Annotated in this window: 15 protein-coding genes; 14 read left to right on the top strand and 1 reads right to left on the bottom strand. The window is 66.4% G+C overall.

The genetic code is table 11. From position 1 onward, the window contains the following. From pstS to phoB, 6 genes are all read left to right on the top strand, one after another. The coding region (gene pstS / locus ACOJTB_RS11210; RefSeq protein ID WP_420102602.1) for a phosphate ABC transporter substrate-binding protein PstS at positions 1-816 on the top strand (816 nt) is incomplete at its 5' end. Between the two features lie 230 nt (positions 817-1046). Further along, positions 1047-2024 carry a phosphate ABC transporter permease subunit PstC gene (gene pstC, locus ACOJTB_RS11205; protein ID WP_420102601.1) on the top strand — a complete coding sequence of 326 codons (978 nt, stop codon included), beginning with the start codon at positions 1047-1049 and terminating at the stop codon, positions 2022-2024. A gap of 21 nt (positions 2025-2045) precedes the next feature. Further along, the gene (gene pstA / locus ACOJTB_RS11200; protein ID WP_420102600.1) at positions 2046-2933 is read left to right on the top strand and encodes a phosphate ABC transporter permease PstA; all 888 of its coding nucleotides are present in this window, start codon (positions 2046-2048) and stop codon (positions 2931-2933) included. 35 nt (positions 2934-2968) lie between these two features. After that, positions 2969-3769, top strand: coding sequence for a phosphate ABC transporter ATP-binding protein PstB (gene pstB / locus ACOJTB_RS11195; RefSeq protein ID WP_420102599.1), 801 nt, complete (start codon positions 2969-2971; stop codon positions 3767-3769). A gap of 30 nt (positions 3770-3799) precedes the next feature. Then, a complete protein-coding gene (gene phoU / locus ACOJTB_RS11190) occupies positions 3800-4519 on the top strand; it encodes a phosphate signaling complex protein PhoU (RefSeq protein WP_420102598.1) in 720 nt (239 codons plus the stop codon). A gap of 112 nt (positions 4520-4631) precedes the next feature. Then, positions 4632-5330: a phosphate regulon transcriptional regulator PhoB gene (phoB, locus tag ACOJTB_RS11185; RefSeq protein WP_420102597.1), complete on the top strand. Its 699-nt coding sequence runs from the start codon at positions 4632-4634 to the stop codon at positions 5328-5330. A gap of 14 nt (positions 5331-5344) precedes the next feature. Here the strand turns inward: phoB and ACOJTB_RS11180 are convergent, their stop codons facing one another. After that, a complete protein-coding gene (locus ACOJTB_RS11180; protein WP_420102596.1) occupies positions 5345-6259 on the bottom strand; it encodes a LysR substrate-binding domain-containing protein in 915 nt (304 codons plus the stop codon). 112 nt (positions 6260-6371) lie between these two features. Between ACOJTB_RS11180 and argH the strand changes: the two genes are divergently transcribed. The 8 genes from argH to ACOJTB_RS11140 all read left to right on the top strand — a co-directional run. Next, complete coding sequence (gene argH / locus ACOJTB_RS11175; protein ID WP_420102595.1) at positions 6372-7787, top strand: argininosuccinate lyase; 1416 nt, start codon at positions 6372-6374, stop codon at positions 7785-7787. Continuing rightward, entirely contained in the window at positions 7784-8680 is an 897-nt protein-coding gene (locus ACOJTB_RS11170) for an amino acid ABC transporter permease (RefSeq protein ID WP_420102594.1), read from the top strand. The genes argH and ACOJTB_RS11170 overlap by 4 nt, the downstream gene beginning before the upstream one ends. Then, positions 8677-9471 carry an amino acid ABC transporter ATP-binding protein gene (locus ACOJTB_RS11165; RefSeq protein ID WP_420102593.1) on the top strand — a complete coding sequence of 265 codons (795 nt, stop codon included), beginning with the start codon at positions 8677-8679 and terminating at the stop codon, positions 9469-9471. Before ACOJTB_RS11170 ends, ACOJTB_RS11165 begins: the two co-directional genes overlap by 4 nt. Before the next feature lie 38 nt (positions 9472-9509). Further along, entirely contained in the window at positions 9510-10340 is an 831-nt protein-coding gene (locus ACOJTB_RS11160; protein ID WP_420102592.1) for an ABC transporter substrate-binding protein, read from the top strand. A 249-nt stretch (positions 10341-10589) separates the two neighbouring features. Continuing rightward, complete coding sequence (gene zapE / locus ACOJTB_RS11155; protein ID WP_420102591.1) at positions 10590-11768, top strand: cell division protein ZapE; 1179 nt, start codon at positions 10590-10592, stop codon at positions 11766-11768. 3 nt (positions 11769-11771) lie between these two features. Continuing rightward, complete coding sequence (locus ACOJTB_RS11150; RefSeq protein WP_420102590.1) at positions 11772-12371, top strand: TetR/AcrR family transcriptional regulator; 600 nt, start codon at positions 11772-11774, stop codon at positions 12369-12371. A gap of 279 nt (positions 12372-12650) precedes the next feature. After that, the gene (gene mdh, locus ACOJTB_RS11145; protein ID WP_420102589.1) at positions 12651-13586 is read left to right on the top strand and encodes a malate dehydrogenase; all 936 of its coding nucleotides are present in this window, start codon (positions 12651-12653) and stop codon (positions 13584-13586) included. A gap of 99 nt (positions 13587-13685) precedes the next feature. After that, positions 13686-13890: ATP-grasp domain-containing protein (locus tag ACOJTB_RS11140; RefSeq protein WP_420102588.1), on the top strand; the 205-nt coding region annotated here is incomplete at its 3' end.

Raw genomic sequence — 13890 nt, 5'->3', positions numbered from 1 at the left:
TTCGGCGCCACCGACGCTCCGCTCAAGGGCGAGGACCTGACCAAGGACGGTCTGATCCAGTTCCCGACCGTCATGGGCGGCGTCGTGCCGGCCGTGAACATCGCCGGCGTCGAGCCGGGCAAGCTCAAGCTCTCCGGCGAGATCATCGCCCAGATCTATATGGGCGAGATCAAGAAGTGGAACGACCCGAAGATCACCGCGATCAACGGCGATCTGAAGCTCCCCGACGCGAACATCAACCCGGTCTACCGTTCGGACGGCTCGGGCACGACCTTCGTGTTCACCGACTACCTCTCCAAGGTCTCGGCCGAGTGGAAGTCCAAGATCGGCAACAACACCGCCGTCCAGTGGCCGGTCGGCATCGGCGGCAAGGGCAATGAGGGCGTCTCCGCCTCGGTCAAGCAGGTCGCCAACTCGATCGGCTATGTCGAATACGCCTATGCCAAGCAGAACAAGCTCTCCCACGCCCTCGTGAAGAACGCTGACGGCAACTTCCCGGCGCCGGACGACAAGGCCTTCCAGGCCGCTGCCGCCAACGCCAACTGGAAGGAGCAGCCCGGCTTCGGCATCTCGCTCAACAACCAGAAGGGCGCGGAAGCCTGGCCGATCACCTCGGCGACCTTCATCCTCGTCCATGCCAAGCCGGAGAACCCGGCCGACGTGCAGGCCGCGCTGAAGTTCTTCGACTGGGCCTTCAAGAACGGCGACAAGCTCGCCCTCGACCTCGACTACGTTCCGCTGCCGGCGAATGTGAAGGACGAGGTCCGCGCCGCCTGGAAGGGCGTCACCGACAACTCCGGCAAGCCGATCTTCTGATCGCTTGCAGGCGGATATCCGGAGAGGCGGGCTCAACCGCCTCTCCTCCATCATCAGCCCTCATCCTGAGGAGCCGCGACACGCGGCGTCTCGAAGGATGGTCCAGAGTGCACTGGAGCCTTCTTCGAGACGCGCTCCTGCAGAGCGCTCCTCAGGATGAGGGCTGAGGTTGATCAGGCCGAGAGATCGGCAGCCGACAATCTCAGCCCGTTGCTACCGGAGCCTCGCGGATGACCGCAGTGACCGACATGACCAGCATGCCAGCCTCGGCGAGGCCGGTGATCCGCAAGACGCCGAAAGGCACCTTCGATCTCGTTTTCCGCAACGCCAGCTTTCTGTCGGCGCTGTTCGTGCTGCTGCTGCTCGCCGGCATCATGCTGTCGATGGTGATCGGCGGCTGGCCGGCCTTCCGCGAATTCGGCCTCGGCTTCATCACCTCCAGTGTCTGGGATACGCAGAACGACCAGTACGGCGCCTGGCCCGCGATCGTCGGCACGCTCTCGACCGCGCTGATCGCGCTGCTGATCGGCGTGCCGCTTTCGCTCGGCATCGCGGTGTTTCTGACGCAGCTCGCGCCGCCCTGGTTCAAGAAGCCGGTCGCGACCGCGATCGAGCTGCTCGCGGCCGTGCCGTCGATCATCTACGGCATGTGGGGCCTGTTCGTCTTCGCGCCGCTGTTCGCGCAATATGTGCAGATCCCGCTTTCGAATATCGTCGAAGGCATGCCGGTGATCGGCACTGTCCTGTATTCCCGCTCGCCTTCGGGCCTCGGCATCTTCACGGCGGGCATCATCCTCGCCTTCATGATCGTGCCCTTCATCGCCTCGATCACCCGCGACATGCTGGAGCAGATCCCCTCCGTATTGCGCGAAAGCGCCTATGGCATCGGCGCCACGACCTGGGAGGTCGTGCGCCATGTGCTGGTGCCGCAGGCGGGCGTCTCCATCATAGGCGCGATCATGCTCGGCCTCGGCCGCGCTCTCGGCGAGACGATGGCCGTGACCTTCGTGGTAGGCAACGCCAACCGGCTCTCGGCCTCGATCCTGGACCCGGGCTCGACGATCGCTTCGCGCATCGCCAACGAGTTCAACGAGGCGCTGGGCCTGCAGCTCAACTCGCTGATCGCGCTGGGCTGCATCCTGTTCTTCGTCACCTTCGTCGTCCTCGTCATCGCGCGGCTTTTGGTCGCCCGGGTGAAGAAATTCTGAGGCTTTGGACCTGAGATGAGCATGACCCAAGCCTCGACCCCGGCCGTCGCCGCCTCCCACATTCCCTGGGGCCGCGTGCGCCAGTCCCGCCGCACCGCCGACCGGGCGATGAAGGTGATCGCCACGGCCTTCACGATGGTCTCGATCTTCGTGCTGTTCTGGATCCTCGGGATGCTTCTGGTGAAGGGCATCGGCGGGCTCTCGCTCGCCACCTTCACGCAGGTGACCCCCGGGCCGGGCTCGGAGGGCGGCGGCCTTGCCAATGCGATCCTTGGCTCACTGGTGCTGACCTTCCTCGGCATCGTGGTCGCGACCCCGATCGGCGTGCTCGCCGGCACCTGGCTGGCGGAATATGGCCGCGGCTCGAAGCTGGCGAACCTGATCCGCTTCATCAACGACATCCTGCTCTCGGCGCCGTCGATCCTGATCGGCCTGTTCGTTTACGTCATCCTGGTCGAGCCGTTCCGCGGCTATTCGGGCTGGGCCGGCGGCGTGGCGCTCGGCATCATCGCGATCCCGGTCATCGTTCGCACCACCGAGGACATGCTCAGCCTCGTTCCCGGTCCGCTGCGGGAGGCCGGCTCGGCGCTCGGCGCTCCGCCCTCCGTCGTCATCACATCGGTGACCTGGCGGGCGGCGAAGTCGGGCATGGTCACCGGCATCCTGCTGGCGCTGGCGCGCATCGCCGGCGAGACCGCGCCGCTGATCTTCACCGCGCTGAACAACAATTTCTGGTTCTCGCCCAATCTGGTCGGCGGCGTCTCCAACCTGCCGGTCACCATCTATCAGTTCGCCTCGGCGCCTTATGAGAACTGGCAGCAGCTCGCCTGGGCCGGCTCCCTGATCATCACGCTGTCGATCCTCCTCCTCTCGCTCGTCGCCCGGCGCATCGTCGCCGGCGGCAAGTGAACCGAATGTCGCCCGCTCCTGAGGGACCTAAGTCGATGCTCTCGACCCTTGAACTTTCCCCGCAGACGCTCGATGCCGCTGCGCCCGTCCGGATCGCGGTGAAGAACCTCGATTTCTACTATGGCGAGCACAAGGCTCTGAAGAACATCAACCTGGATTTCCGCGACCGCCACGTCACGGCGCTCATCGGCCCCTCGGGCTGCGGCAAGTCCACGCTGCTGCGCATCTTCAACCGCATCTACTCGCTCTATCCCGAGCAGAAGGCCACCGGCGAGATCCTGCTCGACGGGCGCAACATCATCTCGAACGACGTCGACGTGAACGAGCTGCGCTCGCGCGTCGGCATGGTCTTCCAGAAGCCGACCCCGTTCCCGATGTCGATCTACGACAACGTCGCCTTCGGCATCCGTCTCTATGAGAAGCCGCCGAAATCAGAGCTCGACGACCGCGTCGAGGGTGCGCTGCGCCGTGCCGCGCTGTGGGACGAGGTCAAGAACAAGCTGAAGAGCTCCGGCATGGGCCTCTCGGGCGGTCAGCAGCAGCGCCTGTGCATCGCCCGCACGATCGCTCAGAAGCCGGAGGTCATCCTGTTCGACGAGCCGACCTCGGCGCTCGACCCGATCTCGACCGGGAAGATCGAGGACCTGCTGGAGCAGCTGAAGAGCGACTTCACGATCGCGATCGTGACGCACAATATGCAGCAGGCGGCGCGCATCTCGCAGTACACCGCGTTCATGTATCTCGGAGAGGTCGTCGAGTTCGCGCCGACCAACACGATCTTCATGAATCCGTCCAAGAAGCAGACGCAGGATTACGTCACCGGCCGTTTCGGCTGAATCGAAGCTGCGCCGGAGGAACCGACCCCAATGACCGACCATATCGTCCGCTCCTACGATTCCGATCTCGAGACGCTGCGCCGCAGCCTCGCGGAAATGGGGGGCATGGCCGAGCGCATGCTCGGAGACTCCACCGTGGCGCTGGTGCGCCGCGACACCACGCTCGCGCAGAAGATCATCTCCGCCGATCAGCGGCTCGACAATCTGCAGCGGGAGGTCGAGGACAAGGCGGTTCTGACCATCGCCCGGCGCCAGCCGCTGGCGAATGATCTGCGCGAGCTGATCTCCGCGATCCGCATCGCGGCCGATATCGAGCGCGTCGGCGACCTCGCCAAGAACATCGCCAAGCGCGCCGTCGCCATCTCCGGCCAGTTCCAGCCGCCGCATCGCGCGGTCGTCGGTCTGGAGCATATCAGCCGCCTGGTGCAGGCCCAGCTGAAGGACGTGCTCGACGCCTATGCGGCGGGCAACGAGCAAAAGGCCCTGGAGGTCTGGGGCCGCGACGACGAGATCGACGCGCTCTATACCTCGCTGTTCCGCGAACTCCTGACCTATATGATGGAAGATCCGCGCAACATCACCTTCTGCACGCATCTGCTGTTCTGCGCCAAGAACATCGAACGCATCGGCGATCACACCACCAACATCGCCGAAACGATCCATTACCTGATCACCGGCGATACGCTGGAAGGCAACCGGCCGAAGCTGGACACCACCGATATTCCGATGGACGTCTCAGCCGAGAGCTGATCGCGGATGACGATCCGCCGCCGTCGCCCCGTTGGCCGCTGATGGCCAACGGGTGCGGCGGTGCGGCTCGCCGGATGGGCGAGCCTGCCGGGTCGGAGCATGGAATTGAAGCATGGCCGCACGTATTCTGATCGTCGAGGACGAAGAGCCGCTCACGCTGCTGCTGCGCTACAATCTCGAAGCGGAGGGTTTCGAGGTGGACAGCGTTGCGCGCGGCGACGATGCGGAAATCCACCTGCGGGACTCGACGCCCGACCTCGTCCTGCTCGACTGGATGCTGCCGGGTCTCTCCGGCATCGAGCTGTGCCGCCGGCTGCGCTCGCGGCGCGATACCGAACGGGTGCCGATCATCATGCTGACCGCGCGGGGCGACGAGACCGAGCGGGTCAGGGGCCTCGCCACCGGCGCCGACGACTATGTCGTCAAGCCGTTCTCGCTGCCCGAGCTGATCGCGCGCATCCAGGCGCTGCTGCGACGGGCCAAGCCTGGCCATGTCGCCGGCGTCCTGTCGGCCGGCGATTTGGAACTCGACCGGACGACGCGGCGTGTGCGCCGTGCCGGCAGCGAGCTGCATCTGGGCCCCACCGAATTCAGGCTGCTCGAATTCCTGATGCAGGCGCCGGGCCGCGTCTATTCGAGGGCCCAGCTGCTCGACGCAGTGTGGGGCCGCGACGTCTATATCGACGAGCGCACGGTCGACGTGCATGTCGGGCGGCTGCGCAAGGCGATCACGCCGGGCGATGCCAAGGACCCGCTGCGCACCGTGCGCGGCGCGGGCTACGCCTTCGACGAGACCTTCGCGCGCAGTTGACGGCGATATCGCATCTAGCCGGTGCGTGTCGCGCGATCGAAGCTCGCCGCCTCGGCGAGCAGCCAGGCCAATAATTCGTCGAGGCCAGCGCGCCGCCGGGCCTGCGGTCTCAGCGTCAGCCAGCACCCGGTGGCGCTGGCGAAGCCGAGATCGAGCGGGTTGACGAGCGCGCCCGAGACGAGTTCCTCCGCCACATAGCAGCGCGGCACCAATGCCACGCCGAGGCCTGCGACGGCAGCCCGCGTGATCACCGAGTAATAGCCGTAGCGCACGGTATGGGCCGGCACGGCGCCGCGCAGGCCGTGGGTTTCGGTGAACTCGGCCCAGAAGGTCGGCATCTGGAAGTGCTGCAGCAGCGTCATCTTCTGGATGTCGGCGGCGCGCCGCAAACCGCCCATGCGCTTCAGCAAGCCCGGCGCGGCCACCAGCGCCACGTCGCGGCCGAACAGGTAATGCGCCTCGCGGTCCGGCCAGGGTGGGCTGCCATGGGCGATCTCGATGTCCGGCTCCTCGCTCTCGCTCTCGCTGACATAGTTGGTGAACTGCACGTCGATGCCGGGATGCGCCTGGGCGAAGGCGGGGAAGCGTTCCATCAGCCAGCGCTCGCCGGCGACGGCGACCAGATGCAGGCGGATCGGCTGGGCAATGGCCGCACGCTCGGCGAGGCGCATCGCGCCGCGCCCCATCTGCTCCAAAGCCGCTTCGGCATAGGGCAGGTAGATCGCACCGGCTTCGGTGAGCCTGAGGCCGAGCGGGCTGCGGTCAAACAGGATCGCCCCGAGATGGTGTTCGAGCGCCAGGATCTGCTTGGAGACCGCGCTCTGCGTCAGGTTGACCTCGGCTGCGGCCCGCGCCGTCGAACCAAGACGGGCAACGGTGGCAAAGGCCCGCAGGGCGGTGGAAGAAGGCGGTGGCCGGCCGGCGGCCATGGGGTATTCCTTTTGCGACTAGGGCAGGGGAGATCGTTTCGTTTGCTGGCTCGCGGGTCAAGAGGCCATTCTTCCCCGCGTCGAAGAGGCTTTGGGATCGGGGCGCCTTGCGATGAACCAGACGACGCGCCTTTGGGGCGGCCGCTTCCGCAAACCGCCGGATCCGCGCCTGATGAAGCTGTCGAGCGCCGCCGGCGAGCATGCGCGGCTGGTGCCGCAAGACATCGCCGGCAGCCGCGCCCATGCCGCCGAGCTGGAGCGCGCCGGATTGCTGACGGCGGGCGAGCGCGCGGCGATCGTCTCGGCGCTGGACGCCATCGCGGCCGATGTCGCCGCCGGGCGGCTGGCGCCGGGCCCGGCGGATGAGGATGTCCACACCTTCGTCGAGCGGGTTCTGACCGAGCGGGCCGGCGCCGTCGGCGCCAAGCTGCGCGCGGGACGCTCGCGCAACGACCAGGCCGCCAATAATCTCAAGCTGTATCTGCGTGCCAAGTCGCGTCCGCTCGCCGGGATGCTGGCGGAACTGCTCGGCGCCATCGCAGACCAGGCGCAGGCGCATGCCGCCACGATCTGCTCCGGCTTCACCCATCTCCAGAACGCCCAGCCCGTCACTTTCGGGCACTGGTTGATGGCGCATGGCCAAGTGCTGCTGCGCGACGCCTCGCGCCTCGCCGATTGGGAGAAGCGGGCCGGGCAATCGCCGCTGGGAGCGGCCGCCTTCGCGGGCTCGGCGATCACGCTCCAGCCGGCCCAGAGCGCCAAGGCTCTGGGCTATGAGGCGCCCTTCGAGAACTCGGTCGATGCGGTGGCGGCGCGCGACCATGTCGCGGAATTCCTGTTCGTCGCGGCCTTGATGCTGACCAATCTCTCCCGGCTGGCGGAGGAGGTGACGCTGTGGACCTCGCGCCAGTTCGGCTGGGTGACGCTCGATGACGGCTTCGCCACCGGCTCCTCGATCATGCCTCAGAAGAAGAACCCGGACATCGCGGAGATTTCGCGCGGGCGAGCGGCGCGGCTGGCCGGGGACGTGGTCACGATGCTGGGCGCGTTGAAGGGACTGCCGCTTTCCTATAACCGCGACCTGGCGGAGGACAAACGCACCGCCTTCGACGCCGTCGACGTGCTGGAGGAGGTGCTGCCCGCCTTCGCCGGGCTCATCGCCAGCATGGAGGTGCATCCGGCGCCGATGCGGGCGCAGGCGGGGCTCGGCTTCACACTGGCGACCGAGGTCGCCGATCATCTCGCGCGCAAGGGCGTACCCTTCGCCGAGGCGCATGAGATCACGGGGGCGCTGGTGCGCTATTGCGAGGATATGGGCAAAGAGCTGGAAGCGCTCGACCCCGTCGATCTGCGGGCGGTCGATCCGCGGCTCGATGATGGCGTGCTCGATGGCCTGACGCTGGATGCCGCGGTCGCGGCGCGCAGCGGCCATGGCGGCACGGCTCCCGAGCGTGTGCTCGAGCAGATCGGCCGCTTCCGCGATCATCTCGACGGTATCGTCCGCTGGAGCGGGGAGGGGCAGGCATGAGCGGAGCGACGTCACGCATCGACGCCGGTGATCTGGCCGCCATCGCCAGGCTCAGGATCGTGCCGCAGCGCTTCTATGGGCGCTGGGCCGCGACCGTGCTCATCCTCGCCGTGCTGGTCTGGCTGGGCCTCGCCTTCGCCAAGGGCGATATCGCCTGGCCGGTGGTGGCGCAGTTCTTCACGGCACCCGCGATCCTCTCGGGCCTCGTCAACACGCTGATCATGACCGTCTGCGCGATGACGCTGGGCATCGTGCTCGGCGTCGTCTTCGCGATCATGTACATGTCGCCGAACCCGGTGCTGCGCGGCGTCGCGCTGTTCTATATCTGGTTCTTCCGCGGCACGCCGCTGCTGCTGCAATTGCTGATCTGGTTCAATCTCGCGCTGATCTTCCCGACCATCGGCATTCCGGGCGTGATGTCCTGGCGCACCATCGATCTCATCGGCCCCTTCATGGCGACGCTGCTCGGGCTCGGCATGAATCAGGGCGCCTATACGGCCGAGGTGGTGCGCGGCGGCATCCTCTCCGTGGATACGGGCCAGACGGAAGCCGCCAAGGCGATCGGCATGACGCGGCTGACGACGCTGCGCCGGATCGTTCTGCCGCAGGCGATGCGAGTCATCATCCCGCCGGTCGGCAACGAGGTGATCAGCATGGTGAAGCTGACCTCGGTGGCGAGCGTGATCCAATATGCCGAGATCCTGCGCAATGCGCAGACGATCTATTATGCCAATGCCCGCGTGATCGAATTGCTGATCGTGGCGGCTGGCTGGTACCTGCTGGTGGTGACGGTGCTGCAGATCGGCCAGTATTTCCTCGAGCGGCATTTCTCGAAGGGGCGGGGCACGCGGCGCGCCAACAAGCGGGCGGCCGCGCAGGAGGAGCCGGCATGAGCGCGGTGGGGATGGCGGCGCCGGCCGCGCCCGCGATCGTCACGATCGCGCATGTCAGCAAGGTCTTCGGCGACCTCAGGGCGCTCAACGACGTCTCGCTGTCGGTGCCGGTCGGGGCGGTGCAGTGCATCATCGGCCCCTCCGGTTCGGGCAAATCGACGCTGCTGCGCTGCATCAACCAGCTGGAGAAGATCGACCAAGGCGCGATCAGCGTCGATGGCGAGCTGATCGGCTATCGCCGCGTCGGCGACGAGCTACACGAGCTGACCGACGCGGAGATCGCGCGCCAGCGCCTCGTCACCGGCATGGTGTTCCAGCGATTCAACCTGTTCAACCACATGACGGCGCTGCAGAACATCATCGAAGGGCCGCTGACGGTGCTGAAGCAGCCGCGCAAGCAGATCGTCGCGGAAGCCATGGCGCTGCTGGAGCGCGTCGGCCTCGCCGACAAGCGCGATTCCTATCCGAGCGAATTGTCGGGCGGGCAGCAGCAGCGCATCGCCATCGCCCGTGCGCTGGCGATGAAGCCGAAGCTGATGCTCTTCGACGAGCCGACCTCGGCGCTCGATCCGGAACTCGTCGGCGAGGTTCTGAGTGTGATGCGGGATCTCGCAGCCTCCGGCATGACGATGATCGTGGTCACCCATGAACTCGGTTTCGCGCGCGAGGTCGCGAGCGACGTGGTGTTCATGGACCGCGGCGAGATCGTCGAGCAGGGGCCGCCGCAGACGGTTCTGGTGACGCCGCGCCAGCAGCGCAGCCGCGACTTCATCGCCGCCGTGCTCAAGTGAGCCGGCGGATTGTTAACGATCTCAGAGGGAGAACCATCATGCTTCGCACCACCCTGACGGCGGCCCTGCTCGCCGCCACCACGCTCGCCGCTCAGGCGCAGGCCCTGCCGGATCGGATCAAGACCGCCGGCAAGCTCGTCATCGCGACGCAGCCGAACTATCCGCCGATCGCGTTCAAGGACCCGGCGACCAATCAGCTCTCCGGCTTCGATATCGAACTCGGCGAGGCCATCGGCAAGGAACTCGGCGTCAAGGTCGAGTGGCAGGAGACCGCCTTCGCGCAGATGCTGCCCTCGATCCAGACCGGGCGCGTCGACATGGCGATGGCCGGCATGAGCGATCTGCCGGCGCGGCGCGAGCAGGTCGATTTCGTCGATTACATGGTCTCGGGCGCGCAGTTCTACACGGTCACTGCCTTCAAGGACCAGATCAAGACGCCGGACGACCTGTGCGGCAAGAGCGTCGGCGCCAGCCGCTCGACCAACTGGCCGGTCCAGATCGGCGAGTGGAGCCAGGCGAATTGCGTCGCCAAGGGCAAGCCCGCCATCACCGTCGTCGGCACCGAAGGCTCGGTCGATGCGCGCACGCAGATCAAGACCCAGCGCCTTCAGGGCGCGGTGCAGGGCAGCGAGACGATGGGCCATTTCCAGAAGCTGGAGCCCAACACCTATATCCCGCTCGGCAAGCCCTTCACGATGACGTTGGTCGGCATCCCGGTCGCCAAGACCGCGGAAGGCACACAGCTGCGCGATGCGGTGAAGGCCGCGCTCGACAAGCTGCAGGCCAATGGCGGCTATGACGCGCTGATCGCGAAATACGGCCTGGTCGACAACCCGCTGAAGCCGATCTCGATCAACAAGGGCGAGTGAGCGGGTTTTGCCGTCGGGAAAGGCAATCAGCGCGGTTGGGCTTCCCCACGCGACCGCAGCCGTTCCGTCATGGTCGGGCTTGTCCCGACCATCCACGTCTTCGCTGGTCGAGCGTCGTGTTCAAGACGTGGATGCTCGCCACAAGGACGAGCATGACGGGTGAGTGCGGTGGTAATGCGTGAGCTTGCGGTGGAGCCGGCGCTGCCGTAACCCGGACGGGCCTTCGTCCCGGACCGCGCCTCCCGCACCATGACCCTCTCGCTCTCCGACCGCTATGCCGCCCTCGTCGAGGCGGGGACCATCGAGCGCGACCCGGCGCAGGTTGCGGTGGTGAAGAAGTTGCAGGCGCTGAGCGAGACGCTCGCCGCTCGAAGGCTGGCGCGCAAGGGCAGCGCGCTGGGCTGGCTCTTCGGCCGCAAGCCGGACACCGCCGCGGCGCCGAAGGGGCTCTATGTCTGGGGCTCGGTCGGGCGTGGCAAGACCATGCTGATGGACCTGTTCTTCGAGGCCGCGCCGGTGAAGCGCAAGCGCCGGGTGCATTTCCACGAATTCCTGGCCGATGTGCATGGCCGCATCGGGATCTACCGCCAGAAGATCAAGAGCGGGGAGGTGAAGGACGCCGACCCGATCGCCCCCGTGGCGGCGGATATCGCCGAAGAGGCCTATCTGCTCTGCTTCGACGAGTTCACCGTCACCGATATCGCCGATGCGATGATCCTCGGCCGCCTGTTCACGGCGCTGTTCGCCGCAGGGGTGGTGGTGGTCGCGACCTCCAATGTCGAGCCCTCGCGGCTCTATGAGGGCGGGCTCAACCGGGCGCTGTTCCTCCCCTTCATCGAGCTGCTGCAGACCAAGGTCGAGGTGCTGAAGCTCGATGCGCGCACCGATTTCCGGCTCGAGAAGCTCGGCGGCGCGCCGGTCTATCATGTCCCGGCCGATGAGAAGGCGAAGGCCGCACTCGATGCCGCCTTCAAGGCGCTGTCCGGGGTGGCGGAAGGCAAGAGGACCGTGCTGAGCGTCCAGGGGCACGATCTCGTGCTGCCGCAGGCGGCGGGCAGCGTGGCGCGAGCGGGGTTCGCCGATCTCTGTGCCCAGGCCTATGGCGCCTCGGACTATATCGCGCTGGCCCAGCGCTTCCACACGCTGGTGCTCGACGACATTCCGGTGCTGGATTTCGACCGGCGCAACGAGGCCAAGCGCTTCATCATCCTGATCGACACGCTCTACGAGCACCATGTGAAGCTCGTCGCCTCGGCCGCCGCTGAGCCGCATGAGCTCTACCATGCGACCCGGGGTCGCGAAGCGTTCGAGTTCGACCGCACGGTCTCGCGGTTGATCGAGATGCGCTCGGAGGAGTATCTCGCCAAGCCGCATGGGCGGCCGGACTCGACCGCAAGCGGCAACACGACCGGGCTGGTGGAAACCTGACCCATGCCGCAGCGCGAGCCCAGCGAGACCCGCATCCTCTCGGTCGCCAGCGAGCATCTGCGGCAATTCGGGCTGAAGCGCTTCACCGTCGTCGCCGTCGCCGAGGAGGCGGGGATGACGCATGCCAACGTCTATCGCTACTTCCCCTCGCGCGTGGCGCTGGTCGATGCGGTGGTGGATGTCTGGCTGAAGGCGACCGAGCGCAAGCTCGCCGACATCGCCGATGGGCCCGACCCCGCCGACGACAAGCTGGAGCGGCTGATCCTCGGCCTCGCCAAGGCCAATCGCGACCTGCTGCATGAGGAGCCGCATCTGTTCGCGGCGCTGTCGCTGGCTGTCGCCAAGCGCCACGCCATCAGCCGGCGCAACCGCACGCGGGTGAGGGCGCTGTTCGAGCGGGTGGTGGACGAGGGCATCGCGACGGGTGTCTTCGAGCCTCGCGACCGCGACCGAGCGATCGCTTTCGTGATCGACGCGACTCACCGTTTCATCCATCCCGCCTCGCTGGCGCTGGAGGGGGATGTGCCGCAGGCCTCGGTCGATACGCGGCTTTCGACCTTGATCCGGGTCATTCTGCGTGTGCTCGGCAACGGCATCGTCTAAAAATGCGGTAACGAATTACAAAATCTGTAGATCGTTACCGAGGCGGCTTTGCATCCCCGAGCGCGGAACCGCGCCGTAGTCCTCGACGCAAGTGCTTGAAAAATCGGGCCATACGCTCGCGCGCGCATGCGAGCGCGCGAAGTGCCCCGGAAAAGCCGCTTTTCCGGCAAGGCTTGCGGCAAAAGCCCTGTCTGGGCAAAGGAACGCACGGTTTCGCCGGCGCGCCGGCTTTCTCGCCTGGCCATGTCCCCCATGGCCCCGAATTGGAAGGATACGGCCATGGCCCGTAAGAAGATCGCCCTCATCGGTTCCGGTCAGATCGGCGGCACGCTCGCCCACCTCGCGGGCCTCAAGGAACTGGGCGACATCGTGCTGTTCGACATCGCCGACGGCATTCCGCAGGGCAAGGGTCTGGACATCGCCGAGTCGGCCCCCGTCGATGGCTTCGACGCCGCCTATAAGGGCACCTCGTCCTATGAGGACATCAAGGGCGCCGATGTCGTGATCGTCACCGCCGGCGTGCCGCGCAAGCCGGGCATGAGCCGCGACGACCTGATCGGCATCAACCTCAAGGTGATGAAGGCGGTCGGCGAGGGCATCAAGCAGTATGCCCCCAAGGCCTTCGTGATCTGCATCACCAACCCGCTCGACGCGATGGTCTGGGCGCTGCAGAAGTTTTCCGGCATCAAGCCGAACATGATCTGCGGCATGGCCGGCGTGCTCGATTCCGCCCGCTTCCGTCACTTCCTCGCCGAGGAGTTCCAGGTTTCGGTCAAGGACGTCTCGGCCTTCGTACTGGGTGGCCATGGCGACGACATGGTGCCGCTGGTTCGCTATTCGGGCGTCGCCGGCATCCCGCTGCCGGACCTCGTCAAGATGAAGTGGACCACGCAGGAGCGCCTGGACGCCATCGTCGAGCGCACCCGCAAGGGCGGGGGCGAGATCGTCAACCTGCTCAAGACCGGCTCGGCCTTCTATGCGCCGGCCGCCTCCGCCATCGCGATGGCCGAGAGCTATCTCAAGGACCAGAAGCGCGTCCTGCCGGCCGCGGCCTATCTCAAGGGCCAGTACGGCGTGAAGGACATGTTTGTCGGCGTGCCGGTGGTGATCGGCGCCAAGGGTGTCGAGAAGGTCGTCAAGATCCGCCTCAACGGCGCCGAGAAGGAGATGCTGGCGAAGTCGGTCGGCTCCGTCCAGACGCTGATCGACGCCTGAATGTGGGTCGAGGGCTCGCTCGCATTTTTTTTATACTCGGGGGCGGCCTGTGGGCCGCCGCCTTTCGCCATTCTCGTCGCTGCCAGGGAAACCGAGCACATGAACATCCATGAATACCAGGGCAAGGCCATCCTCAAGGAGTTCGGCGCGCCCGTCTCGGCCGGCTTTCCCGCGCTGACGGTGGCGGAAGCCGTCGAAGCCGCCAAGAAGCTGCCTGGCCCGCTCGATGTGGTGAAGTCGCAGATCCATGCCGGCGGCCGCGGCAAGGGCAAGTTCAAGGAACTCGGCCCCGACGCGAAGGGCG

The organism is Allobosea sp. (genome assembly GCF_048595345.1).
In the GTDB taxonomy this organism is placed as follows: Bacteria; Pseudomonadota; Alphaproteobacteria; order Rhizobiales; family Beijerinckiaceae; genus Allobosea.
Note: the sequence above shows the minus strand (reverse complement) of the source record. Positions and strands in the feature narration are given on the sequence as shown.